This window comes from Cupriavidus sp. 05N38, assembly GCF_056397345.1.
Genome location: NZ_JBFTNF010000029.1, coordinates 213,025 through 237,599 on the forward strand (window position 1 = coordinate 213,025; position 24,575 = coordinate 237,599).

The 24,575-nt window shown below is 67.6% G+C and carries 26 protein-coding genes and 1 pseudogene; 14 read left to right on the forward strand and 13 right to left on the reverse strand.

Going from position 1 to position 24,575, the window contains the following annotated elements; all coding sequences use genetic code 11:
• Window positions 1–2: 2 nt before the first annotated feature.
• On the reverse strand, window positions 3–1,214 hold the full coding sequence (locus tag AC1DK4_RS21470) for an NnrS family protein (protein WP_441623630.1): 1,212 nt from the start codon (window positions 1,212–1,214) through the stop codon (window positions 3–5).
• Window positions 1,215–1,265: 51 nt separating this feature from the next.
• Window positions 1,266–1,670 (reverse strand): hemerythrin domain-containing protein, encoded by a 405-nt coding sequence (locus AC1DK4_RS21475; protein WP_441623628.1) that lies wholly within the window; start codon window positions 1,668–1,670, stop codon window positions 1,266–1,268.
• 141 nt (window positions 1,671–1,811) lie between these two features.
• On the opposite strand from AC1DK4_RS21475, the gene AC1DK4_RS21480 reads away from it, so the two are divergent.
• The 8 genes from AC1DK4_RS21480 (at window position 1,812) to AC1DK4_RS21515 (ending at window position 8,823) form a co-directional block, all read left to right on the forward strand.
• Window positions 1,812–1,973: a hypothetical protein gene (locus AC1DK4_RS21480; RefSeq protein WP_441623626.1), complete on the forward strand. Its 162-nt coding sequence runs from the start codon at window positions 1,812–1,814 to the stop codon at window positions 1,971–1,973.
• A 248-nt stretch (window positions 1,974–2,221) separates the two neighbouring features.
• Complete coding sequence (locus tag AC1DK4_RS21485; RefSeq protein WP_477131773.1) at window positions 2,222–3,835, forward strand: cbb3-type cytochrome c oxidase subunit I; 1,614 nt, start codon at window positions 2,222–2,224, stop codon at window positions 3,833–3,835.
• A 3-nt stretch (window positions 3,836–3,838) separates the two neighbouring features.
• Window positions 3,839–4,441 (forward strand): cbb3-type cytochrome c oxidase subunit II, encoded by a 603-nt coding sequence (locus tag AC1DK4_RS21490; RefSeq protein WP_441623622.1) that lies wholly within the window; start codon window positions 3,839–3,841, stop codon window positions 4,439–4,441.
• Between the two features lie 22 nt (window positions 4,442–4,463).
• Window positions 4,464–5,072, forward strand: a complete 609-nt coding sequence (locus AC1DK4_RS21495; RefSeq protein WP_441623620.1) for a c-type cytochrome — start codon at window positions 4,464–4,466, stop codon at window positions 5,070–5,072.
• A gap of 1 nt (window position 5,073) precedes the next feature.
• On the forward strand, window positions 5,074–5,724 hold the full coding sequence (locus tag AC1DK4_RS21500; protein ID WP_441649676.1) for an SCO family protein: 651 nt from the start codon (window positions 5,074–5,076) through the stop codon (window positions 5,722–5,724).
• Window positions 5,721–6,344, forward strand: a complete 624-nt coding sequence (locus AC1DK4_RS21505; protein ID WP_441623616.1) for a hypothetical protein — start codon at window positions 5,721–5,723, stop codon at window positions 6,342–6,344. Before AC1DK4_RS21500 ends, AC1DK4_RS21505 begins: the two co-directional genes overlap by 4 nt.
• 172 nt (window positions 6,345–6,516) lie before the next feature.
• Window positions 6,517–7,500, forward strand: coding sequence for a tripartite tricarboxylate transporter substrate binding protein (locus tag AC1DK4_RS21510; RefSeq protein WP_441623614.1), 984 nt, complete (start codon window positions 6,517–6,519; stop codon window positions 7,498–7,500).
• Window positions 7,501–7,704: 204 nt separating this feature from the next.
• A complete protein-coding gene (locus tag AC1DK4_RS21515; protein WP_441623612.1) occupies window positions 7,705–8,823 on the forward strand; it encodes a porin in 1,119 nt (372 codons plus the stop codon).
• A 128-nt stretch (window positions 8,824–8,951) separates the two neighbouring features.
• Here the strand turns inward: AC1DK4_RS21515 and AC1DK4_RS21520 are convergent, their stop codons facing one another.
• Complete coding sequence (locus AC1DK4_RS21520; protein WP_441623611.1) at window positions 8,952–10,016, reverse strand: maleylacetate reductase; 1,065 nt, start codon at window positions 10,014–10,016, stop codon at window positions 8,952–8,954.
• Between the two features lie 61 nt (window positions 10,017–10,077).
• Window positions 10,078–11,286 carry an FAD-dependent oxidoreductase gene (locus tag AC1DK4_RS21525; RefSeq protein ID WP_441623609.1) on the reverse strand — a complete coding sequence of 403 codons (1,209 nt, stop codon included), beginning with the start codon at window positions 11,284–11,286 and terminating at the stop codon, window positions 10,078–10,080.
• 219 nt (window positions 11,287–11,505) lie between these two features.
• Here AC1DK4_RS21525 and AC1DK4_RS21530 point away from each other — a divergent pair, with 219 nt between their 5' ends.
• From AC1DK4_RS21530 to AC1DK4_RS21540, 3 genes are all read left to right on the forward strand, one after another.
• Window positions 11,506–12,474, forward strand: a complete 969-nt coding sequence (locus AC1DK4_RS21530) for a LysR family transcriptional regulator (RefSeq protein WP_441623607.1) — start codon at window positions 11,506–11,508, stop codon at window positions 12,472–12,474.
• 123 nt (window positions 12,475–12,597) lie between these two features.
• On the forward strand, window positions 12,598–13,563 hold the full coding sequence (locus tag AC1DK4_RS21535; RefSeq protein ID WP_441643258.1) for a VOC family protein: 966 nt from the start codon (window positions 12,598–12,600) through the stop codon (window positions 13,561–13,563).
• 24 nt (window positions 13,564–13,587) lie between these two features.
• The gene (locus AC1DK4_RS21540) at window positions 13,588–14,382 is read left to right on the forward strand and encodes an alpha/beta fold hydrolase (RefSeq protein WP_477131774.1); all 795 of its coding nucleotides are present in this window, start codon (window positions 13,588–13,590) and stop codon (window positions 14,380–14,382) included.
• Between the two features lie 76 nt (window positions 14,383–14,458).
• Here the strand turns inward: AC1DK4_RS21540 and AC1DK4_RS21545 are convergent, their stop codons facing one another.
• The 6 genes and pseudogenes from AC1DK4_RS21545 to AC1DK4_RS21570 form a co-directional block, all read right to left on the reverse strand.
• Window positions 14,459–15,166 carry a pirin family protein gene (locus AC1DK4_RS21545; protein WP_441623602.1) on the reverse strand — a complete coding sequence of 236 codons (708 nt, stop codon included), beginning with the start codon at window positions 15,164–15,166 and terminating at the stop codon, window positions 14,459–14,461.
• 68 nt (window positions 15,167–15,234) lie between these two features.
• Window positions 15,235–15,615 (reverse strand): annotated as a pseudogene (locus AC1DK4_RS21550) (SphA family protein); the annotation flags it as partial.
• Window positions 15,616–16,099: 484 nt separating this feature from the next.
• Complete coding sequence (locus AC1DK4_RS21555; protein ID WP_441623601.1) at window positions 16,100–16,936, reverse strand: intradiol ring-cleavage dioxygenase; 837 nt, start codon at window positions 16,934–16,936, stop codon at window positions 16,100–16,102.
• Window positions 16,937–16,992: 56 nt separating this feature from the next.
• Window positions 16,993–17,583 (reverse strand): malonic semialdehyde reductase, encoded by a 591-nt coding sequence (locus tag AC1DK4_RS21560; protein ID WP_441623599.1) that lies wholly within the window; start codon window positions 17,581–17,583, stop codon window positions 16,993–16,995.
• A gap of 98 nt (window positions 17,584–17,681) precedes the next feature.
• Window positions 17,682–19,235 (reverse strand): 4-hydroxyphenylacetate 3-hydroxylase family protein, encoded by a 1,554-nt coding sequence (locus AC1DK4_RS21565; RefSeq protein WP_441623597.1) that lies wholly within the window; start codon window positions 19,233–19,235, stop codon window positions 17,682–17,684.
• A gap of 97 nt (window positions 19,236–19,332) precedes the next feature.
• A complete protein-coding gene (locus AC1DK4_RS21570) occupies window positions 19,333–19,890 on the reverse strand; it encodes a flavin reductase (RefSeq protein WP_477131775.1) in 558 nt (185 codons plus the stop codon).
• 196 nt (window positions 19,891–20,086) lie between these two features.
• Here AC1DK4_RS21570 and AC1DK4_RS21575 point away from each other — a divergent pair, with 196 nt between their 5' ends.
• Together AC1DK4_RS21575 and AC1DK4_RS21580 are read left to right on the forward strand one after the other, a co-directional pair.
• On the forward strand, window positions 20,087–21,034 hold the full coding sequence (locus AC1DK4_RS21575; protein ID WP_441643257.1) for a LysR family transcriptional regulator: 948 nt from the start codon (window positions 20,087–20,089) through the stop codon (window positions 21,032–21,034).
• 165 nt (window positions 21,035–21,199) lie between these two features.
• Window positions 21,200–22,069: an FAD synthetase family protein gene (locus tag AC1DK4_RS21580; RefSeq protein ID WP_441623591.1), complete on the forward strand. Its 870-nt coding sequence runs from the start codon at window positions 21,200–21,202 to the stop codon at window positions 22,067–22,069.
• A gap of 48 nt (window positions 22,070–22,117) precedes the next feature.
• Here the strand turns inward: AC1DK4_RS21580 and AC1DK4_RS21585 are convergent, their stop codons facing one another.
• From AC1DK4_RS21585 to AC1DK4_RS21595, 3 genes are all read right to left on the reverse strand, one after another.
• Entirely contained in the window at window positions 22,118–22,363 is a 246-nt protein-coding gene (locus AC1DK4_RS21585) for a hypothetical protein (RefSeq protein WP_441623589.1), read from the reverse strand.
• Window positions 22,364–22,408: 45 nt separating this feature from the next.
• The gene (locus AC1DK4_RS21590) at window positions 22,409–22,849 is read right to left on the reverse strand and encodes a MarR family winged helix-turn-helix transcriptional regulator (protein WP_441623587.1); all 441 of its coding nucleotides are present in this window, start codon (window positions 22,847–22,849) and stop codon (window positions 22,409–22,411) included.
• Window positions 22,850–23,359: 510 nt separating this feature from the next.
• Entirely contained in the window at window positions 23,360–23,683 is a 324-nt protein-coding gene (locus AC1DK4_RS21595) for a hypothetical protein (RefSeq protein WP_441623585.1), read from the reverse strand.
• 444 nt (window positions 23,684–24,127) lie between these two features.
• On the opposite strand from AC1DK4_RS21595, the gene AC1DK4_RS21600 reads away from it, so the two are divergent.
• On the forward strand, window positions 24,128–24,575 hold a 448-nt coding region (locus AC1DK4_RS21600), incomplete at its 3' end, for a copper resistance protein CopQ (protein ID WP_477131779.1).

Genomic DNA, 24,575 nt, shown 5'->3' on the forward strand with positions numbered 1-24,575 from the left:
CGTCAGCCCTCGCGCCCGTCGGCGCGCGGCCGCGTCAGGAACGGCGCGTACTTGAACAGGTAGAGGGCGAATGCCGCCATCCAGGCTGCCGCCGCCGAGCCGATCCAGAACGCCTTGTACTGCGGCAAGAGCAGCGGCCCGGCCACGCGCAGCAGGGCCGCCGCGGCGATGCAAGCGTAGGCGGCCGTTTCCATGGCGCGCGCTTCGAGCTTGCGGCCGGTGTGGCCCAGCGCCGTGCGCGTGATCATGCCCATGATGGCGCAGCCGATGGCGCCCACGGTGAGCGCGTGCAGCGCGGTGGAGCGGTCCGCCCAGCCCAGCGCGGCGGCGGCCAGCAGCGCCAGCCCAAGCGGCAGGCAGGCGTAGGCCAGGTGCAGGATGGCGGTCAGCGGCGTGCGCAGGGTATGGCGCGAGCCCCAGCCGCCCAGGCGTACCGCCTGGGCCAGGGCCGCCAGCAGCGCGATCGCGGCGGTGGCGATGCCTTGCGGGGCCAGCGCGCAGGCGGCCATCGCGGCCAGCGTCAGCGGCACCACGCTACGCTCGGCCAGCGAAGAGCGGCGGATCCGTACCCCGGGTACGGAATTGGCGGTGAACATGGGGATGACGCGCCCCCCGATCACCGTGATGAACACCACCACCAGCCCGATGCCGGCGTCGGCGCTTTGCAGCGCCACGTGCGCGGCACCCCGCGCCAGGGCCACATGGAACGCCAGGTTGAGCGCCCACAGCAGGAACATGGCGCCGGCCAGGCCGTAGTTACGCTTGCTGCCGGCGCGCACCAATACATGCAGGAAGCTGGCCGCGCATAGCAGCAGGAAAGCCAGGTCCAGCACCACCGCGGCCGGCGCCGGTCCGGTCCACATCAGCACGCGCGCCGCCAGCCAGACGGCCGCCAGCGCGGCCAGCAGCGCGCCGCGCGGTGTTTGCAGCCCGGTCCAGTTCTTGCCCGCCGTGAACAGGAAACCTACCACCACCGCCGCCGCAAAGCCGAACACCATTTCATGGGCATGCCAGAGCATGCCGCCCATGGGCGGTTGCGCGGCGCCGCCCGGCCACCAGCCCAGGTAGATGGCCGCCCAGAGGCCCACCGAGACCACCGCGAAGGCAGCCGCGAGCAGGTAGAAGGGCCGGAAAGCAAGAGCGAGCACGGGATGGCCGCCGGGACCGGCAGGGGAGCGGCTGGCGGGTGGCTGGGTCTGGAGCAGGGGCTGCATGGGCGCCTCGCAGAATGTCGGGTTACGTATCCCCGTGGGATGCCGGGGAACTCAGGCTGTGGCGGCTTCCTCGCAATGCTTGCGGAAGGCCGGGTACAGGCGGATCTCCTCGCGCGTCATGCGGGCCCGCAGGCGCGACACGGTGCGACCCAGCGCACGTGCGAACTCGAGCTTGTCGCCGCCTTGCCGGTAGCTATCGAAGAAGGCCAGCACCTCACGCGAGATGACATGCATCTCCGCCTCGTATTCCTGCGCGATCGGCTGGGTTTGCGCATGGCGGTGCATGGGCGGATAGAGGCGGCGATCTTCGCGCGCCAGGTGGGCTACCACCAGCTGGCGCAGCTCGACGAGCTTCTTCTTGCCGGCATCCGAGCCGATGCCCAGGGCATGGAGTTCGTCGAGCATGGCGAAGATGCGTTGGTGCTCGTCCAGCATGGTGTCGATCAGCGAGGTCATTGCGCTTCTTCCTTGTCGTATTTATCGCGGTTGCGGCGGGCTCACGCGGTGTCTTTGCATCGTGCGGCGCAGCAACCTGACAACGATTCTATAAAACAAGCATTTCAAATGCAACATAAAAAACGGCGTGCGAATCGGGCCATGCAAAAGGACTGGCAGGCAGCGGGCGCGACGATCCGCCGCGGCATTGCCGGGCAAGCCATTCCCGGCAATGCCAGCAAGCACTGCAGCGAAGCGGCCCCACAGGTGGTTACCAGAAAAATCCGAAAACTGGCTATGGCGGCCAAGCCATCGAGGACCTAATCTGCACGGGACGGGGCCTGTGGCGCACCCAGGCGTAGCCGTTTCCCGCCTGTGCCAGCCCTTTCGCAAAAAAAGAACCAAGTTTGATCATCGTCTGCGCATGCCTGCATGCCGGGATGAATTAACGGAGGGCAGGCTGCCGCCGGGCGCCGCCTGCATGTCCGCAATATTGCCACCCACAGGGCGGGCGCATCCGCATGCCCGGCAACCGTCGCCATACGCTAAGTGCGGCAGCAACCGATCGTCCCATGAACACCATCGCTATCCTGCTATCCGCCTTCTTGCTCTCGGTGGTCGCGCTCGCGGCCTTTATCTGGAGCATGYAGAAGGGCCTGTTCGATACCTCGCCGGCCGCGGCGAACGTGATCTTCGACCGCGGGGAGGCGGGGCAGTCGGAAGACCCTGCCTCCGACCAGTCGGGCGCGCACGCGTACAGGGCTGCCCACGAGGCGGAGCACGATTCGTCGCGCGATATCGCCGATGAATCGTCGGCACCCGTGGTCTTCCTGTTTATCTGTTGCGCCATGGTGTGGCTGGTGGTCGCGTCCATGGCGGGGCTGACCGCCTCGGTCAAGCTGCACGAGCCCGACCTGCTGGCGCAGGTGCCCTGGCTGTCCTTCGGCCGCATCCGCACCATCCACCTGAATGCCGTGGCTTACGGCTGGGCACCGATGGCAGGCTTGTCGATCGCGCTGTTCCTGCTGCCGCGCCTGCTCAAGACACGCCTGCAGGGCGCGAAATACGCGGTGCTGGGCGCCGCGCTGTGGAACGCGGGCCTGATCGCCGGCATCGGCAGCATCGCCGCCGGCATCTCCGACGGCCTGGAATGGCTGGAGATTCCCTGGCAGGTCGACATCCTGCTGGTGGCGGGCGGCGCGCTGGTCGGCATGCCCCTGGTGCTGACGCTGGTCAACCGCAAGGTGGACCACCTCTACGTTTCGGTCTGGTACATGGGCTGTGCGCTGTTCTGGTTCCCGGTGCTGTTCCTGGTGGCCAATTTCCCCGGCCTGCACTTCGGCGTGGAGCAGGCCACCATGAACTGGTGGTTCGGCCACAACGTGCTGGGCCTGTTCTACACGCCGCTGGCGCTGGCTTCGATCTATTACTTCCTGCCCAAGATCATCGGCCAGCCGGTCAAGTCGTACGGCCTGTCGTTGCTGGGCTTCTGGGCGCTGGCCTTTTTCTACGGCCAGGTCGGCGGGCATCACCTGATCGGCGGCCCGGTGCCTGGCTGGCTGATCACGCTGTCCATCGTGCAGAGCATGATGATGCTGGTGCCGGTGATCGCGTTCTCGATCAACCAGCACCAGACGCTGCGCGGCAACTTCCACCGCCTGATCGATTCGCCCACGCTGCGCTTCATGACCTTCGGGGGCATGATGTACACGCTCAGCTCGGCCCAGGGCTCGTTCGAGGCCCTGCGCTCGGTCAACCGCGTGACCCACTTCACGCACTACACCGTGGCGCACGCCCACCTGGGGCTGTACGCCTTCGTCAGCTTTGCCTTCTTCGGCGCGATCTACTTCATGGTGCCGCGCGTGACCGGCCGCGAATGGCCATACCGCTGGATGATCTACGCTCACTTCTGGCTGGCCGCGGGCGGCATCGGCGTGTACTTCGTGGGACTGTCCATCGGCGGCTGGCTGCAGGGCACGGCCATGCTGGACGCCGCCAGGCCATTCATGGATTCCGTGAGCGTCACCATCCCCTACCTGAAGGTGCGCTCGCTCGGCGGCAGCATGATGCTGCTCGGCCATCTCTTCTTCGTCACCAATTTCGTATGCGCAATTCTTGGCCTGGGACCGAACCGGGACCGGCCCGCTCTGTTCCATCAAGGCCGCAAGCGGGCACTGGGAGCTTGAAACGTGAACAATGAACGAGCCCTGCTGGCCGGCGGCATGGTCATGCTTGCCCTGGCAACCAGCGCCCTGGTCGTGATTCCCTACCTTCAGCTCAGGGATGTGAAACCCACCGAAGGCGTCAAGCCGTACTCCGCCGCGCAGCTGCGCGGGCGTGAGGTATATATCGCCAACGGCTGCGTCTACTGCCATTCGCAGCAGCCGCGCGACGCTTCGTTCGCACCGGACGCCAAGCGCGGCTGGGGCCGCGTGGCGGTGGCCGGCGACTACTACTACGACAAGCCGCACCTGCTGGGCACCATGCGCACCGGGCCCGACCTGATGAATATCGGCGCGCGCCAGCCCAGCGCCGACTGGCACCTGGGCCACCTGTACCAGCCGCGCGCCTATGTGCCGGGCAGCATCATGCCGAGCTATCCCTTCATGTTCGACATCAAGGACAAGGCCGAGCAGGGCGACAAGGTGGTCGCGCTGCCGGAAGCCTTCAACCCGCCCGGCAAGGTGGTGGTGGCCACGGCGACCGCGCTCGACCTGGTCGCCTACCTGCAGTCGCTCAACCGTACCGGCGCCGTGCTGCCGGCGCCGGCGCCCGCCAAGCCAGCCCAGTAACCGCGTCCCGGAGAATACACAGATGGACAACCCATCGGAAAAGCGCCAGGCCGCGGCAGCCCGCTCGCGCGAGAACCCTGATCCCCACGAGAGCCGCACGCCGATTCCCAAGGTGGTGCTGGCCATCGTGGCGGGGCTGGTGGCCTGGGGCGCCTGGTATATCGCCGTGGCGCCGATCGACCAGCCGCCGGAGTTTGGTGACCGCCGCACCGTCGCCGACCTGCAGGGCAGCGGCAAGCCGGCCGGCGGCAGCGTCGACGGCGCCGCCATCTTCCAGGGGCGCTGCGTGGCGTGCCACCAGGCCACCGGGATGGGCTTGCCCGGCGTGTTCCCGCCGCTGGCCGGCTCGGAATGGGTCAACGGCAAGGATGCCAAGGCAGCCGCGATCGTCCTGCGCGGCATCACCGGCAAGCTGACCGTCAAGGGCAGCGCGTACAACGGCGCCATGCCGGCCTTCGCCGACCAGCTCAACGACGCCGAGATTGCCGCCGTGCTCACGCATGTGCGCGGCCAGTGGGGCAACAGCGCGCCGCCGGTGACGGCAGACACGGTCAAGGCCGCGCGCGCCGAAACCGCCGCCATGACAGCGCCCTTCGACGGCGACGCCGGGCTGGGCGCGCCGGGCGGCTGACATGATGTCGCCCGCACGGCCGGCAGCCGCGGGGCCGGCACTGGCATTGTTGCTGGTGCTGGCGCTGGCCGTCGCGGGATTGCACTACCTCACCTTCGGCTTCACCGCCTGGACGCTCGATGACCGCCGCGCGGAGCGCATCGGACAACACGCGCTGGCGCTGCCCGCCATCGATACGCGCAACCAGCTCGGCCAGACCACGCGGCTGTTCGGCGCGGGCGTGCAGCCAGGGCAGGGCGCGCAGCTCTACCTGGTCGACTTCATCTACACACGCTGCATGAGCGTGTGCCGCGCGCTCGGCTCAGAGTTCGCGCAACTGCAGTCGCGCATCCGCGCCGACGGCATGGAGGGCCGCATCGGACTGGTTTCGCTCTCATTCGATCCCGCGCGCGACGATACCGCCAGCCTGGCCGGCTACGCGCGGGAACACCGTGCGCGACTGCCCGGCTGGCAGGTAGCGGCCCCGCTCGCAGCGCCTGCCATGCGGGCGCTGCTGCACGATGCCGATGTCATCGCTATCCCGGATGGCCTGGGCGGCTTCGAGCACAACGGCGGCTTGCACGTGACCGATGCCCGGGGCCGCGTGCTGGCCGTCTACGCGCTGGCCGATTACCAGCAAGCCTACGACTTCGCACGCGGGAGGGTGCGATGACCGCGCCGGTCGCCCAGGTGCCCTGGCTGCGCCAGCTCGCCGCGCGCGTGCCGGGCCGCGCCTGGCTCGCCGCCGCGCTGGCGCTGGCCGGCGGTGCGCTGTGCATCCCGCGCGTGCATGCGCTGCTCGAAGGCTCGATGACGCTACAGATGCTGGTGCTGCTGCCGGGCCTGTCCGGCGCCGGCTGGGCGCTGCCCTGGCTGCTGCCGTGCGCGCGTCGCGAGCGCGTCGCGGCGGCCTTGCGGCCCTATCTGCTGAGCCTGCTGGCGTTTGCGCTGCTGGCCTACGGCGCATGGATGCTGCCTATCGCGCTGGACCTGAGCCGGCTGGAACCGGCCACGCTGGCTGCCAAGTACGTGCTGGTGCTGGCGGCCGGCATGGCGGCGCATATCGGCGTGGGGGCCGGCGCATGGCCGCTGGTGCTGTTCTTCGGCGGCAACTATGTCTGGATGGGGCTCACCATCGGGCTGCTGTTCATCGACAGCGAGCAGCGGCTTTGCGCCAGCTACCTGCTGGCCGACCAGCGCGTCGCGGGCGTGGGGCTGACCATCTATTCCGGGCTGCTGGGCATCTGGCTGCTGGCCTGGGCCGCGGGCAAGGCGGATCAGCCCGCGGTCTAGCAAGGCGCCCATCCAGGGTATGCGAGGCATGCGCGCGCATGCAAGCCGCTTATGCCATCCATTAGCCATTGGGCCTGTCGCCCGCCATCAACGCATTGTCTAATGCATCGAAAACCAGGCGCAGCGGGCCGGCCGGCACCGCTGCCGATAACGATGATGGAGACAATGCCCTATGAAGCGCCCCGCTTTGCTGCTGTCCACCTGCGCGCTGCTCGCGTGCGGCGCCGCCCGCAGTGCCGATACGGCCACCGTGCCATTCCCCACGCGCCCGATCCGTCTGGTGGTGCCACTGACCAGCGGGGGCATCGCCGATGTGATGAGCCGCGTATTGGCCGAGAAGCTCAAGGATTCGCTCGGCCAGGCGGTGGTGGTGGAGAACCGGCCCGGTGCCGGTACCATGCTCGCCTCGGAATACGTCGCGCGCGCCGATGCTGACGGTTACACGCTGCTGATGGCGGCGTCTTCGCTGACCATCGCGCCGGCCGTGTATCCCAAGGGGCGGGTGCGGTACGACCCGGTGCGCGACTTCGCGCCGATTTCGCTGGTGGCAGAAGTGCCGCAGGTACTGGTGGCCACCCCGGGCCTGCCGGTGCGGACCGCCGGCGAACTGATCGAATACGCGCGCCGCCATCCGGAGCAGGTCAACTACGCTTCGTCCGGCGCCGGCACGTCCAATCACCTGGGTGCCGAGCATTTCAACCAGCTCGCGCACATCCACATGAAGCACGTGCCATACAAGGGCACCATGCAGGGCCTCAACGATGTCGTGGCCGGGCACGCCCAGGTCATGTTCGCCGACCTGGCCGCGGCCGACAGCTTCATCAAGGCCGGCAAGCTCACCGCGCTGGGCCTGAGCAGCGCCCGGCCATCGCCCGCGCGTCCGCAGTTGCCCGCCATCGCTCAGTCGGGCCTGCCGGGTTTTGCCAGCATGTCGTGGCTTGGCCTGCTGGCGCCGGCCAATACGCCGCCGCAGGTCATCGCGCGGCTGAACGACGCAGTGCTCAAGGCCCTGCGTTCGAGCGACGTCAAGGCGCGCTTTGCCGCGCTCAACGTCGACCTGGCGCCGTCCAGTCCCGAGCAGTTCAAGCGCTTTATCGCCAGCGATGCGGCCCGGTGGGCCGACATCGCGCGCGCCACCGGCGCCTCGGTGGAATAGCGCCCGGCTGCATTCGCCGCGCCGCGCGCGCCGCAGCAGCCGGCGCGCGCTGCCCTGCGCCCCTGCGCGGGGCTGGTTACGGCCGAGACTCTGCGCCGACGCCATCCCTGCGGGTGCCTGCCTCGCGCGTTGCCTGCGCGCGCGTGCCCGCGCATTGCGCCGGCGCCTCACTACAACAACAGCAAGTACCGGAGGAGACATCCCATGAAACCAAGCCAGCTCACGATAGCCGCACAAGCCACGCAAGCCACCCTGGCCGTGCTGGCGGCCATGCCGTGCGTGGCGGCCGCACAGGCCGTCACGCTGTACGGCGTGGTCGATACCGGCGTGGAGTACATCAACCACGTCGGCGCGGCGAGCGACCACGTAGCCCGCATGCCGGGCCTGACTGGCACCGTGCCGTCGCGCTGGGGCCTGCGCGGCAACGAAGACCTCGGCCATGGCCTGAAGGCCGTGTTCGTGCTGGAGTCCGGCTTCTCGCCCGACAACGGCGTATCCAACCAGGGCGGCCGGCTGTTCGGGCGCCAGGCCTATGTCGGGCTGGCGGGCAACTGGGGCCAGCTCGGGCTCGGCCGCCAGTACACCATGACGTTCTGGGCCAACCTGGAAGCCGACATGCTCGGCCCAAACACCTTCGGCTCGGCCTCGCTGGACAGCTATATGGCCAACTCGCGCGCCGACAACGCCATTACCTACAAGGGCACCTTCGGCGGCTTCACCATGGGCGCCAGCTACAGCTTCGGGCGTGACGGCGCCAATGCCGGCCCCAGCCCGGCCGGCACCAACTGCGGCGGGGAAAACCCGGCCGACCCGCGTGCCTGCCGCGAGTGGTCCGCGTTGCTGCAGTATGACGCCAGGGCGTGGGTGGTCAACGCCGCCTACGATTCGCTGCGCGGCGGGCCGGGCGCCTTCGGCGGACTGACCAGCAGCGGCCTGCGCGACGACCGCCTCTCGCTCAACGGCTTCGTGCGTTTCGGCGAGTCCAAGGCGGGCCTGGGGCTGGTGCGGCGCGACAACAAGGGCAGCCCCACGCCGCGCAGCGATCTCTGGTACGGCGGGGTTTCCTACGCGGTGACGCCGGCCTTCAGCGTGGACGGCGAAGCGTTCTACCTGCGTTTCCATGACAGCAGCAACAAAGCCTGGCTGTTCGCCGCACGCGCCACCTATGCCTTGAGCAAGCGCAGTTCGGTCTACGCCACCGCTGGCTATATCAACAACGGCGGGCAGTCGGCCTTGTCGGTCAGCAACGGCCAGCCTGGCGCGAATCCCGCGCCGGGYGCCACCCAGCTCGGCGCCATGGTGGGCATCAAGCACGTATTCTGATGGCACTGCGCCGGCCCCGGTATCGCTGCGGCACCGGGTTGGCCGGATGCACGAAGGGCCGGCGGAAATTCCTGCCGGCCCTTCGCGTTTTTCTTTCGGCTGCGGGAGGCAACCGCCAGCGCGCCTGGTCAGTTCGGCTCCACGCCCGCGAATGCGTTCTCCAGCAAGTGCAAGATGCCTTCGCGCGTGAGCGGCGCCGGGTTGGGGTAGGGCGCGCGCAAGGCCTGGTCGGCCACGCGCGCCAGGTCTGCGTGCCGTACGCCAAGTTGCTCCAGCGCCAGCGGCACCTGCAGGCGGCGCGCCAGCCGGTGCAGGCCGCGCGCGGCGTCGTCGCCGCCGAGCGCGCTGGCAATGCGCGCCATGACCCGCGGCGCGGCGGCCGCGTTGTACTGCACGGCATGCGGCAGGATGATGGCGTGGGTCTCGGCATGTGGGAGGTTGAGCATGCCGCCCAGGGTGTGGCAGAGCTTGTGGTGCAGCGCCACCACGCAGCTGCCGAGCACCGAACCGGAGAGCCAGGCGCCATACAGGCAGGCGGTGCGCGCGGCCAGGTCATGCGGGCGTGCCATGACATCGGGCAGCGCGCCGGCGAGGGCGCGGATGCCGTCTTCGGCCATCAGCGTGGTGACGGGGTTGGCGTCGGCTGCGTACATCGCTTCCACGCAATGCGCGATGGCATTCAGGCCGCTGGTGGCGGACATCGCCGGCGGCAGGCTCAGCGTGAGCCGCGGGTCATAGACCACGCTGCGCGGCAGCACCTGCACCGAGCGCCCGGTCTTCTTCTCGCCGTTCTCGGTGATGCCGTAGATCGGTGTCATCTCCGAGCCGGCATAGGTGGTGGGTACCGCCACGATGGGCATGGGCGACTCCAGCGCGATCGCCTTGCCCAGGCCGATGGTGGACCCCCCGCCCACCGCCACCGCGCAGTCGGCGCCCAGCCGCGCGGCCAGCGCGCGCGCCTGGCGCGCGACCTCGATGGGCACATGCATCACCGCACCCGGGAACGTGCCGCCATGGCGATCGCCCAGCAGCGCGGCGACCTGGTCCGCCAGCGCGGTCTGCTCGGGCGTGCACAGCACCAGCGCGCGCTTCGCGCCGACCAGGTCGAGCTCGCGCGGCAGCGCCGCGAGCGAGCCGGCGCCGAACACCACGCGCGCGGGCAGGGGCGAGTAGATAAAGCGGTCTTGCATCATGTGTGGTGTCTCCCAGTGGTGGCGGCCGGAGCCGCGGTCATGCCGCGCCCATGGCATCGCCTCAGGCGATGGCATCGGCGCGGCGTATCGAAGCGATCATCGAGCTGTCGAGCAGGAATTCACGGGTCTTGCGCGGGTCGAGCGAGATCGCGTGCATGGCCTGCTGGTTCTGGCGGCGCACCTGCGGGTCGCGCTCTTCCATGGCCTTCTTGTTGCGGATGCTGTTCTTCTGCACCACCTCCACCGCCACGGTGCGGCGCTGGCGCGAGTAGAGGTCCAGCAGCCCGGCGCCGGCGCGGCCGTGCCATACCTCGGCCAGCTTGTTGCCGAGGTTGAAGGCGTCATGCACGCCGCCGTTCAGGCCGAAGCCGCCGATGGGGTTGTTGATATGGGCCGCGTCGCCGGCCAGCAGGATGCGGTCCTTGACGAAGGTGTCCGCCACGCGCTGGTGCACGCGGTAGGTGCCGGAGTAAGCCAGTGGAAAATGCATGTCCACGCCGAGCGTCTCGCGCAGGCGGGCCTGCACATTGGCGGGTTCGAGCAGCACCGCGTCGTCCACGTCGGGGTCGGCCGGCATGGCGACGCGCCAGAGGTCGGGGCGGGCATCGTCGTACAGCTTCAGCACCACCGCCCAGTGGTCCGGGTCGGAGACGTAGGCGGTGCCGGTGTAGCCCAGCGGCTCCATCGGCATGGCCACATTGGTCACCAGGAACTTCTCTTGCCAAGTAAAGCCCTCGAAGGCGAAGCCGGCGCTCTTGCGCACCATGCTGCGGGCGCCGTCGGCGCCCACCACCCATGGCACCTGCAACGCGCGCGAGCCGTCCTTGCTGCGCAGCCGGAGCGTGGCGCGCTCGCCGTCGCTGGTGGCCGATTCGAGGCTTTCACCGAAGCGCAGCTCCACGCCGGGCAAGGTGCGCAGTTCTTCGACCAGCAGGCTGGACAGGTAGTGCTGGGGCAGGTGGAAGCGAAACGGGAAATCCGTCAGCGCGGACAGCGTGCCGAGATCGAACTCGGCATAGACGCCTTCGGTGCGGTCGCGCATCTGCCAGACCGGGATGCGGATGCCCATGCGCGTCAGCGCCGCCTCGACGCCGAGCTCGCGGAAGATCTCCAGCGTGGGCGGATGGAAGGCTGCGCCGCGCTGCTCGCGCGCGATCTCGTCCGCGCTCTCGAACACGACGCAGGGCACGCCGCGGCGCGCCAGCGTCAGTGCGGTGGTCAGGCCAACGGGGCCGGCCCCGATAATCGCAATTCGTTCATCGTATGACATGTTCGGTTCCTTGTTTGGATCGGCGTCGCCTAGAATCCGTGTGCAAGGTACCGGCCGGCCCGGCGGGTGTCGATACGCACAATCGCATCGGCGCCATTCGGAACTTGAATGCGCGCCGGCCACACGGGCGCGCGCGGTTCGGGTACAAGGAAGCCTGCCGCGGCGCTGGCGTTCGCTCCCGCCAGGCAGTGCGCCACAGTCCACACAGGAATTCTGTTCATGGCAAAGAATGCCGGTTTCGCCGCCTCGCTCGACCTTCGGCTGCTGATTGTCTTCGACGCGGTGTTGCGCAAGCGCAGCCTGACCCAGGCCGGAGACAGCCTCGGCTTGAGCCAGCCGCTGATGAGCCAGTCGCTGAGCAAGCTGCGCCAGTACTTCGGCGATCCGCTGTTCGTGCGTACCACGGCCGGCATGTCGCCCACGCCGCGCGCGCGTGAGCTGGCGCCGCGCATCGCCACCGTGATCCAGCTGATGCAGGAGGCGATAGAAAGCCCCGACCAGTTCGATCCGGCGCTGTCGCACCGCAGCTTCAGCTTCGTCGCTACCGATTTCGGCGCGGCCTTCCTGCTGCCGCGGTTGCTGCGCCACCTGGCGGAGCATGCCCCGGGCATCCGCGTGCGGGCGATTGCAGCGCCGCGCCATGGCGTGGAGGAGATGCTGGAGGAGGGCGAGGCGGACCTTGCCCTGGGCAGCTTCGCGATCAGCCGCTCCCCGTTCTACCAGCGCCGGCTCTACGCCTCGGACTATGTCTGCCTGGCGCGCGCCGGCCATCCGGCCGCGCAGGGCGTGCTGGACGAGCAGGCTTATCTCAATGCCTCGCATGCGCTGGTGGCACCGCTGCCAATCGGCTACGAGGCGCTCGAGCGCTTCTTGCTGGACAGCATTTGCGCCGAGCGCTTCGTGGTCACGCTGCCGAACTTCCTGACCGTGCTCACCACGCTGCCCAGCTCCGACGCCTTGTTCACGATGTCGCGCCGGGCCGGGGAGGAAGTGGCCAGGCTGGTCGGCGCCCATGTGATGGAGCTGCCGGTGCGCATCCCCGGCTTCGTGGTGCGCCAGTTCTGGCACGAGCGCTTCCACAAGGATCCCGCCAACAAGTGGTTCCGCGACCTGATCCACTCCCTGCTGGCCGACCACGGCCACGCGGACGATGGGGGTGAAAGCGGCGACGGGGCCCGCTCCGCCTGACGCCCCCGGATGCCGTTTTGGCATTCGGTCTATGCCTTTGCGGCTATGGCCGCGTGCCGGGTGCCCTTCCATACTTCTGCCAGGCCCGCATGCACCGGTTGCGCGGGCAGTCAAGGAGACGGTATGGACAATACGCAAGGCAATCTCATTCGTGGTCTGCATCACATCACGCTGTGCACCAGCACGGCCCAGGGCGATGTCGACTTCTTCGTCAAGGTGATGGGGCAGCGTTTTATCAAGCGCACGCTCTTTTACGATGGCCGCATACCCATCTACCACCTTTACTTCAGCGACGAGGATGGCACCCCCGGCACGGTGATGACCACCTTCCCGATGCGACGCACGGAACTCGTCGGGCGCAAGGGATCGGGCCAGTTCACAGCCATTGCCTACTCGGTGCCGGCGGGCTCGCTGGATTTCTGGCGCGAGCACTTCGGCCGCAACGGCATCGCCATTGCGCAGGAGTCGGAGCGCTTCGGCGAGAAGTACCTGCGCGTGGTGCATGCAGGCATCGACTTCGAAGTGGTGGAGGATCCCGCCGATACGCGCAAGCCGTGGCGCTCCGGGCACGTGCCGGCGCAATACGCGGTGCGCGGCTTCCATAACTGGACCGTGACCGTGCGCGAGCTGGAGGACATGGACACCTTCATGGAGCGCGCCTGGTACTTCCGCAAGACGGCGGACGACGGCAGCTTCACGCGCTACGAGGCGGGCGAGGGCGGCGCCGGGCGCCGCATCGACGTACTGCACGCGCCAGACCTGCGCCAGGGCACCTGGACGCTGGCCGAAGGCATCGTGCACCACGGCGCCTTCGACGTGGCGGACTACGATAGCCAGGCCCGCGTGAAGTTCGACACCGAGGGCATGGGCTTCACCGATTTCTCGGACCGCAAGAACCGTGGCTATTTCGAATCGGTCTACGTGCGCACCCCGGGTGGCGTGATGTTCGAGGCGACCAAGTCGCTCGGCTTCAAGATGGACGAGGAAGAGGCGCTGCTGGGCACGGAGCTGAAGATCTCGCCGCAGTTCAACGTCTCGCACGAGGACCTGCGCAAGCAAATGCAGAAGGAGGACCCGATCCATGTCTGATCGCAACAAAGCAGGACTGCAAGCATGGCTGCCGCGCGCGGCCTCGGAGGTGACGCCATGATGTCGTTCAAGCTGACCGGCACCGGCGCGCGCAAGGTGATGTTGTTTCCCGGCCTGCTCGGCACGCGCGACGCCTTCGATGACATGCTGCGCTGGGCCGACCTCGACGCCTTCCAGTATGTCGCGGTGGAGTATCGCGGCTACGGGCAGGCACGCAAGGAACGCGGGCTGATGACCCTGCGCGAGGCCGTGATCGATGCCACGCGGCTGGCCGATTTCCTGGGCTGGCGGCAGTTCGCCGTGGCGGGGCACTCGCTGGGCGCGCTGACCGCGCAGATGCTTGCGGTGGCGCTGCCGCAGCGCGTGGATGCGATCGTGTCGATCGCCGGGCTCAACGCGCGCGGCGGCAGCAACGATCCGCAGCGCCTGCAGACGCTGCAGGCGGCGGCCGAGTCGGCGCAGCGGCGCGCGGAACTGGTGGCGGCTGGCACCGCGAATCGCTATGCCGCGGCTTTTGCGCGGGCCGTGGTCCAGGCCAGCTGGGACAGCATCGATGCCGCCGCCTTCGCCAGCTATGCGCGCGATRCCAGCCGTACCGACATCAGCCAGCAGGTCGAAGGCAGCGAGCGCCCGATCCTGGTGCTGGTGGGCGAGCATGACGCCGTCAACACCGAGGCGGCCGCGCGCGCCACTACACTCCAGTGGTACCGCGACGCGACCGTGCAGGTGCTGGCCGGAGCGGGCCACTACCCATTGCTGGAAACGCCGGCCGCCACCAGCGCGGCGCTGGAATCCTTCCTGCTGGGCCAGCCCGCCTAGCCGGGCACGCGGCCGCGCTTGCCGCCTGCGTTGCAGCCGCGACGGCGGCGGGAGGCGGCGGTCGCGGCCCATTTTCCTAGACGCGCGCCACGTCGAACAGCAGCACTTCCGCATCCCGGCCCTCGTCCAGCGTCAGCGCACACGGGCCGGCGATCTTCAGCGCGTCCCCCTGGTCAAGCTGGTGCCCGTTGGCGCGCAGGTGTCCGCGCGCCACCTGCAGGTAGGCCTGGCGCTCCGCGACGCACTGGTACTCCACCCTGTCGGCGCCGTCGAGGATGGCCGCGCGCAGCCAGGCGTCCTGATGGATCAGCACGGAGCCGTCGCGGCCATCGGGCGAGGCGATGAGGCGCAGCGCGCCGCGCTTGGACGCCGCATCGAAGTGCTGCTCCTGGTAGCTTGCGGGCAGGCTTTTTTCGCGCGGCTCCATCCAGATCTGCAGGAAATGCACCTCCTCGCTGGCCGAGGCATTGAATTCGCTGTGCGCGATCCCGCGGCCGGCGCTCATACGCTGCACGTCGCCATAGCGCAGCACCGAGCCGTTGCCCATGCTGTCGCGATGCGCAAGGGCGCCGCTGATGACATAGGAGATGATCTCCATGTCCCGGTGGGCGTGTTCGCCAAAGCCCATGCCGGGGCTGATGCGGTCTTCGTTGAGGACCACGATGGGGCCGAAGCGCAGATGGCGGGGATCGTGGTACGAACCGAAGGAGAAAGAATGACGGGCGCGCAGCCAGCCGTGGTCGGCGTGCCCGCGTGGCTGGGCGTGGCGGAATTCGATGCTCATGGCAGTGTGGTTCGAGTTGCTTCGGGTGAGAAGGAGAGGGCGGCGATCCTGGTGGTGTTCGCGGCCGCTTACAGGGGAATCTTCAGTTGCAGCCACAGCCGCGTGCCCTTGGGCCGGTCGTGGGCATCGAACTCGAACTGCAGCTTTAGGATCAGCGGCATGGCCGGCGTGATGTTGTAGCTCAGGTAAGGGCCCAGTGCGTTGACGCGGCCGCGGTTGCCGTTGCCGTTGACGACCTGGCCGTTCTGGCGGTCATCGGTGGTCTGGCGGTAGACGTAGCCGTTGATGCCGAACTGCAGTGGCGCGACGGGCCGGTAGCCGGCACTGAATTCGATCGTGGCTTCGTCGCCGGACTGGTAGTTGGTGGCGTTGTTGCGGGTGTTGAAGCCGTAGCGGAACTTGGCGTTCACATCGACCTTGGGCAGCGGGAACCAGGTCACGGCGAAGAAGGGGGCGAACTGGTAGTAGTTGCGCCCGGTGTTGACGCGCGCGCTGGCATCGTAGGTGCCATACGTAGCTCACCCGCGCGGCGACTGAATTGACCTCCAGGCTGAAGTCTGCGAGTTGCCTGTTGTCGCGGCCGTTGTCGTCCTTGGAGCGGGCGGCCTTGTAGTACGAGTAGTAGAAGAAGGCGTGCAAGCCCTCGGGCAGCATCATGCCGTTGTAGTTGGTCTCCACGCCGACGGGGTATGAGCTGCCGCCGCCCTCGGTGGCCAGCGCGGCTGCGCTGCCGAGCGCGAGCGTGGCGGCCAGCGCGATGTCCACCCCGCGGCGGGGCAGCGCCGGGGAGCGGTGCACGCGCGCGCAGGCTGGCGCCGTACCGGCGCCGGCAAGTCGTTTTTCCATGAAGATTTCCTGGTTGTCTGCAAGAGGGGAACAACAACTTGAACCGGCCGGTGCGGCGCGCCGCGGGCGGGCGGCCTGCGGCCGCGGCTATGCCGCGGCGGCGCGGTGCAGCACGAAGTCGAAGTCGAGCCGGTGACGGCCGTCGGGCTGCGGCACCCATTCGCCCACGAGCGATTCGCGCACGCCGAACACCGCGTCGGAGTCCAGGTAGCGGTCGCCCTTGCGGAACACATGCGTGACCAGGGTTTCGTAGCCGGGTGCCTTGATCATGAAATGCAGGTGGGCGGGACGCCACGGATGGCGGCCCGTGGCACGCAGCAGCTCTCCCACCGGGCCGTCGTCCGGAATCGGGTAGGCCTGCGCCACGATGGTGCTGAAGCTGAACCTGCCGTCGTCTCCGCCTTGCAGTACGCCGCGTGCCTGCGCCGCGTCCAGCCCCTCGTACTGGACGTCATAGTTGCCCTGGGCATCGGCTTGCCAGACGTCGATGGTGGCGCCGGCCACCGGCTTGCCATCCAGGTCGCGGATCGTGCAATGCACGTCGCAAGGATCGCCCTTGGCGCCGTTGGCGAGGTCGGCGCCATCCTCGAACTGCGGCGCGCCTTCGACATGGAAAGGGCCGAACACCGTGGCCTCCGTGCAGCCGGGCGGCTTCTGGTTGTTCATGCACACGGTGAGCATCGACAGCCCCAGCACGTCGCTCAGCAGGATGAACTCCTGGCGCTTGTCGTCGCACTTGTGGCCGGTGTCGGTGAGGAAGCGGATGCCCCTGAGCCATTCGGCCTCGGTGAGCCTGACCTCGCGCGCAAAGCTGTGCAGGTGCTGCACCAGGCTGGTCACGATCTCCTTGACGCGCGGATCCGGGGTATCGGTCAGGCGCGCGAGTACCGCCTGCGTGATGGTGTCTTGGTCGAGATTGCGCATGGTTATTTCTCCTGCGTTGGGGGACCGGTAAGGAAGCGATTGGCCGGACTGCGCGCTCATGCAAGCGTGCAGGCCTGCTCGAACGACAGCCGCGGGCTGCGTGCGAAGACCTTGGCGGGATCGCCGTAGCCCAGGCCGCAGATGAAGTTGGACTTGATGGCGGTGCCGGCAAAGAAGGCCGCGTCCACGGCGGCATTGTTGAAGCCCGACATCGGGCCGCAGTCCAGCCCCACCGCGCGCGCGGCCAGGATCAGGTAGGCGCCCTGCAGCGTGCCGTTGCGGAACGCAGTGGTCTCGCGGAAGGCGCTCTTTTCCTCGCCTTCGAACCAGGCCTTGACCGCCGGGTTGTGCGGGAACAGTTCGGGCAGCGCCTGGTGGAAGTTGGTGTCGTAGCCGACGATGGCCACCACCGGTGCGTTCATCACCTTGTCGACGTTGGTGGGGGCGAGCGCGTCCTTCAGCTTGAGCTTGGCGTCCTGCGTGCGCACGAACACGATGCGCGCGGGCGAGCAGTTGACGGAGGTCGGGCCCCATTTCATCTGCTCGTAGATTTCGCGCAGCTGCGCGTCGGAGACGGAGCGGTCGCGCCAGCCGTTCTGGCTGCGGGCGTTGCCGAACAGGGTGTCGAGGATGTCGTTCTTGGGCATGTCGGGGTTCCTTTGTGATACGGACGGAAGCAATGGAAAGCCGGCCGCCCGGCGCGGCAAGGGGCCACGCCGGCGGGCGGGATGCTGGTCGGCCGGGTTCAGATGGACAGTGCGCCGGCCAGTGCCACTTCCTCCTGGTGGCGGGCCGAATCCAGCGCCTTGGCGTAGTCGGCGGTCTTCTTGTATTCGGTCTCGTCGGCCGCGGTGGCGTCGATGCCGCAGACCTGGCGCGCCAGCTTGCCGTAGGGACCCGCGCCGGAGAACTCGGCGCGCTGCATGGTGAGCATGCGGATGCTCTGCAGCGGCGTGCCGTTGAAGTTCTCGAACACGAACAGGCGGTTGCCCCAGTCGCTCAGGAAAAGGTCGCGGATCACGCGGCCGATCTTGACGCGGTCGTGGGGCTTGCCCACCGGGCCACTGTTCATGCGCTCGAACCAGCCGTTGAGCTTTTCGTCGTTCCACTGGTCTTCGCTGGCGAAGATCAGTGCGCTGCGGCCGCACAAATCGACCAGCTCGTAGATCATCTGCGAGAAATTCTCCAGGTAGAGCGCGCGGCCGAAGTCGTAGATCAGGATGTTCGGCTTGTAGTGCCCGCCCGGCGTATGGAAGCCGAGTTCCTCGCTGGAGATCACGTGTGCCAGCATGGCCTGGTGAAAACCGATCAGCTTGGCCAGCCGCGTCTGCACGGCCGGGATCTTGTTGGTGCCGATATGCTCGGTGATCAGCACGGCCAGGCCGGCCACCAGCTCGGCGCGCACCATCTGGCGGATCAGGGCGTGGTAGTGCAGCCAGTCGAACACCCGTTGCGGATAGAGCTTGGCATGCTCGGGGTTGCCGATATGGAATACGTGCGACCACGGGATGAAGACGTTGTCGAACACGGTCATGCCGTCGAGCTCGTCGCCCTGCGAAGCCAGCGGATGTTCGATGGGATCATCCTTGACCAGGCTTTCGCGGCAGACGATGGTGACGCCCTTGGTGTTGACCGGGGTGGCGGCGAAGATGATCTGGTCGCCCGGGATGCCGGGGCGGAAGAACACGCCGATATGGATCCAGTCGGCGAAGGCCACGCCGGTGCCGATGGCCTTGACGCCGGACACCACGATGCCTTCGTCGTTCTTTTCCACCACGCGCAGGCCCGGCGATTTCTGCTGTGCGTCCGGGTTGGAGCGGTCCATCTGCGGGTCGACGAACTGCGGCGCGCAGTTGAAATCACGCTCCTTGGCGAACTGGATGAAGTCGACGATGTTCGCGGCCTTGATGCGGCCTTCGGCGCCGATGGACTGCGTCTCCCACGGCTGCGGGTCGTCGATATAGGTGGTCAGCACGTAGTTGTTGACGTCCGGCGTGCGCGGGAAGGACGCGCCGGCCATCTCGCGCATGACGGTCTCGTGGTACTTGCGCTTGCGGCGCAGCTGTTCCTTGTCGCGGTGGCCGAACCACTGCATGGCGCGCCGCTCGCCGTCGTCGTCAATGAACGTCATGACGTCCTGCAGGTCGGGGCGGTGGTGCAGGTCGTAGAAGTCGGCATGCCGCCGGGCGTAGTCGCGCGTTTTCGGATGGGTGGCAATGTTGTCGATCTTCTCGTTGCCGACCCAGACATCGCGGCCGTCGTTGAGGGATTCCAGGTACTGCTTCCCGGTGCGGATCATGGCTGTCTTCTCCTTGAGTGAATCGACTTCGCGGGGATGCGATGCGATCTGGTGCTGCGGTGATGGTGCGGTGGCTGTGCGCGCCAGACGCCTGCGCTCAGGCAGCGACGGGTTGCGTGGTGGCATAGGCGCGCTGGCAATAGACCAGCGGCGAAACGGCGTCGGCGTGGCTGGCCRCCAGCACATGCGCGATGAATATGCTGTGGCTGCCGACCTCGTAGGACTCCGCCACGCGGCAGTCCAGCGTCACGCTGGCGGCCTGGCTGCATGGCGCGCCGGTCTGCAAGGTGCCCCAGTCCCCGTTGGCGAAGCGCTCCGGCATGGGCAACGCACCGGCCCCGGCGAACACTTGCGACACGGCGGACTGCGCGGACTGCAGCCAGTTCACGCTGAGCACGCCGTTGGTCTTGAYGACGGCATTGGCGTAGCTCTTGCGGTTGATGCAGACCAGCACCGTGGGCGGGTTGTCGCAGACCGAGCACACCGCCGAGCAGGTGACACCGGCCACGCCGGCAGCACCGTCGGTGGCGATCACGGTCACCGGCGTGACGGCCTTGGCGAGTGCTTCGCGGAAGGCCTGCGCCGTGATGCCGGGATGCGCGTCGGGCGTCTGGTCATGCGCGGTGTCGTGGGCTGCAAAGGGAAAGCCTGGCATGGTAGATCCTCCTTTCGTGGACATTGCCCGATGCTGGGGAAGTCTTCGCACCATCATCGGGAAGAACACTGCATGTCTGTCTCTGGTGCGCTTTTGTGTGTGCGTCCGGCGCGCATCTCGCGGCTTCCTGTGTTCAAGGCCGTGCGTTGAAAGTAGACTAAATGGAATGCCGGCCTTCTACTATCGAGACGAAGTCATGGACACTATTCCTTCGCGGAATGAAGACGAACTGGGCCTCCATCACCTGCAGGTATTCGAGGTCCTGCTAGCCGAGCGCAGCCTGACCAAGGCCGCGCGCGTGCTCAATCTCACGCAGCCTGCGCTGAGCAAGACGCTGGCGCGGCTGCGGCTGTATTTCGGCGATCCCCTGTTCGTGCGCGTGGCGCTGCGCATGGAGCCCACGCCCAAGGCGCTGGCGCTGGCCGAGCCGGTGCGCGGCATCCTCGAGCGCATGCGCGCGCTGCGCTCGGACCACGTGCCGTTCGATCCCGCCAAGGCGGAGCGCACCTTCAGTTTTTTCATCACCGATGCGGGCGTGGCGCAGATGCTGCCGCCGATCATCAACCACCTCGGCATCGCGGCGCCACGCGTGCGCGTGCAGGCCGTGAACTGCGATGCGCAGCACATCGACCTGTGGCTGGAGTCGGGGCTGGTGGATATCGCGGTCGGCTCGTTTCCCAACCTCACGCAAGGCGTGCGGCGGCAGCCGCTCTGGCGCGAACGCTACGTGGCGGTGACGCGCGCCGGCCATCCGCGCCTGGGCCCGACGACGGACCTGGCGGAATTCGCGGCGGAGAAACACGTGCTGGTCACGGCGGCCGGCACCGGGCACGAGCACCTCTCCATCGAGCGCGCGCTGGAGGCTGTCGTGCCGCGCGAGAACATCGTCTGCCGCGTGCCGATGTTCACCGCGGCGGCGATGATCGTCAGGCATTCCGATGCAGTGGTGATGCTGCCGATGACGCTGGGCACAGTGCTGGCGAGGGACATGGGGCTGCAAATGGTGGAGTCGCCGCTGACGCTGCCCAGCATCGAGATCGCGTTGTACTGGCACGATCGCGTGCACCGCGAGGCGGGCAACCAGTGGATCCGCTCGGTGCTGCGCACGCTGTTCCAGCGGCAGGATGCGGCGCGGCCGGAATAGGGGCGACGCCTTACAGGTAAACCCTTCGGCGAGCGCCGGTTATAGTCTTTATGCTCGGGCCCGCGCTGGAAGCGCAGCGTTTCACGCCATAGCATTCGCTGCATGCGTCCCGGGCGTGTTGCCCCGGTCGTTCACGCGGATGCCTACCGTGCGGGAGACGAATCCATGAGAGTCATCACCGAAGCAAGCGAATTCGCGCCACGCGGCGCGGTTGTGTCCATCGGCATGTTCGACGGCGTGCACCGCGGACACCGGCGCGTGCTGTCGCTGCTGCGCGCGCGCGGCCGGCAGGCCGGGCTGCCCGCCGTGGTGGTGACGTTCGATCCGCACCCGCGCGCCGTGGTCCATCCCGACGGGCCGCCGCCATTGCTGTCGAGCCTGGACGAGCGCCTGGCCCTGCTGGCTGCCACCGGCGACGCCGATGCCTGCCTGGTCCTGCGCTTCGACAGGCAGCGCAGCGCGCAGGCCGTGGAGGACTTCGTGGGCACCACGCTGGCCGGGCAACTGGGCATGCGCGCGCTGGTGGTGGGCGAGAATTTCGCATGCGGACGGGGCCGCAAGGGCAAGGTCGACTACCTGCGCATGCTCGGGGCGCTGTGGGGATTCGCGGTGGAGCCCGTGCCGCTGCGCGGGCCGGCGGAGGCCGTCGCGGGCAATCATTGCTCGTCGAGCGAGACGCGCCGCCTGATCCAGCTTGGCGAAGTCAGGGCAGCCGCGGCACTGCTGGCGCGACCGCACGAGATCAGCGGTGTCGTTGCCGCGGCGCAGGCGCCATCGGCGCTGCAGGTGATGTTGCCGCAAGGCATGTGCATGCCGGCCGCGGACGACTACGCCGGCGCGGTGCGGTGCGCGGGGCGCGCGCTGCCATGGACTCCGGCGATCCTGCGCGTGATCCCGGCATCCGCTGGCGGCATGCGCGCGGTGCACCTGCTCACGCGCGAAAACATCGATGCAGCCTGCGGCGAGCGCATGACGCTGCGTTTCTTTCACCGCGCCAACGAACTGGCGCAGGTGGAGGAGCTGGCCGCGGCGTGAGCGGCCGCGCGGCGCATCGCGATGATTGCCGCCAACCGCGTTGCGCCCTTACAGGGCCGCACCCTGTGCGGGCGCGGGCTTCGCGGCGAGCGTGGCCGACCGGGCTTGCGCTCCGGCGGTGCTGTTCCTGGTGATGAGGCTGGTGATCTCTGCATCGGCCTGCTTGGCGTAGCCGCAATAGACGTCGGTGCTGTATGCGGTCTTCCTGACCGCGCCGGGCTGTGCGCGGTCACGCTTGGTGGTATCCATGTCGGCCTGCATGGACAGGCCGGTCTGCAGCGAGCCGCGCGCCACGTAGTCTTTCTGACCTGTCAGATAATGGCCTGAAAAAACCCGAGCTCAGGCCGCGAACGCGAACTTGTCGAGCAGGCGCAGGAATTCTTCAAACTCGGCCGTGCTGAAATCCTTCAGGCGCGCGTTCAGCACTTCGGGAGCGATCTCGGGAATCCGTGCGGCCACGGCGCGGCCCTTGTCGGTCAGTTCCAGGTTGACCACGCGGCGGTCTTCGATACTGCGCGAGCGGGCCAGCAATCCCTTCTGTTCCAGCTTGTCCAGCATGCGGGTCATGAGGCCGGAGTCGATGACCAGGAGCTTGCTCAGCTCAAACGGCGTGGTCGCCGTCCCGCGCGAGAGCGACAGCACGATGCCCATTTGCTGGGCGGTGATGTCCAGTTCCTTGAGCGCCGCATCCATTTCCATCAGCACGAGGTTACGGGCCTTGTTGAGGAAGAACCCGACACTTTGCGTGAGGTTGAAGCTCTCGTTGGTGTAATGCCTCATCGTCTTTCCCCCTCGTTCGTCGTTGCGCTGTCTGGATAGTATTTGCGCAGTCAGATAATTGCAAGGTCAGAATCTACGTTTCATTCGTTGGCGGGGGGTGTGCCGGAGTATGAGGCCGTCATGGCACCTGGATGCCCGGTGCCGCTGGCTACGGCGCCTGGCCCGGCCGGCGAAGCGGCTGGCGGGAGAATCCCCGAAACATGGCGATGACGGTGCCGGGGGTGGCGCAACCGAGGGCCTGCGCGACCGCTTCGCGGGTTGTCCGAAGACGGCGATCCGGCTAGGGAAGTCGTGCCGGGCACGGCCGGAGACGCGAGCGGCGAGAGCGTATCTTCGCCGGCGAGCGCGAATCCGCCGCTGGCGGTTGGCTGGGGAAGGGGGATTGGACGGAAGAAGGAAGCCTGGCCTCCGGAAGAATACCGGCGGCCAGGCCTGGATCGCCGCGCCGCGCGCGCGGCGATCCAGAATGCAACCTGGAATCGCGGTGTCCGCGAGATCAGCGCGACGCCCTTATTGGGACTTTGCGCCGTCAGTGTACGGGTCGGGCTTGCCGGCCTTGGCGCCGTCGGTGTAGGGGTCGGGCTTGCCAGCCTTGGCGCCGTCGGTGTACGGATCGCGCTTGCCCTGCGTAGCGTTCAGGTCGGACCGCGTGGATTGCTTGGCACCGTCCGTGTAGGTATCGAACTTGCCGGATTTCGCGCCGTCTGTGTAAGTGTCGAATTTGCCGGTTTTGGCGCCGTCGGTGTAGGGATCGGCTTTCTTTTGCTGGCCATAGCTCGCGCCAGAGGCCACAGCGGCGGCGACCAGTAACGTCATTGTGAGTACTTTGCGCATCGTTTGCTCCAGGAGTAATGACAGAATGCATTGGGACCAGCCATCGGCGCCTAGCCGACGGTCGTCCTAGCCTATGCTGTGTGTCGCACAGTTAAATCGTAGGAGCGAAACCGGGGAGGCCGTAGGAAAACGTTGTAAGTGCTTGTTGCTTGATGCGCGAACCGCCATTGGCACCGCTTGATGTGCCTCTTGTGGAATATAAAGGGGTACCAAGGGAGGCTGAAGCGTTTCATGCGGTGCATGGATGGCCGTTGATCCGATTCCGTAAGAGGCTTCCCAAAGATTCTTCTGAAAACTCCTTGACTATCTATCTACCAGTAGRTAATATTCTGCTCATGGAAGCCACTGCTCCGCCCCAGCAAGAAAGCTGAAGCAGGAAAGAGGATCCAGCGCAGTACCGGGGACACCCCGTTTTTTTTGGCCAGACAGTCTATCTACTAGTAGATAACAGCCAGGGGAAGCGAAGGACTCACCCTTGCCGCCGCTTTCGCTGCCGGCCAGGCACAAGCCTCGGGCCCCAAGGACAGCAGCTTCGCCGGTGACAAGTACGGCTATGTGTTCCGCACCGACGCCCGCAACGCTTTCACCGACGGCGCCCGCAACGGCAGCCGCGATGCCTTCACCGACGGCGCCCGCACCGGCAACCGCGATGCCTTTACCGACGGTGCCCGCACCGGCAAGTTCGACCCGTACACCGAAGGTGCCCGTATCGTGGCCGGCCTGGACCGCGTCGGCGTGTCGGCCAGCCCGGCGCGCAACGGCAGCCGCGATGCCTTTACCGACGGCGCCCGCAACGGCAACCGCGACGCCTTCACCGACGGCGCCCGCACCGGCAAGTTCGACCCGTACACCGAAGGTGCCCGTATCGTGGCCGGCCTGGACCGCGTCGGCG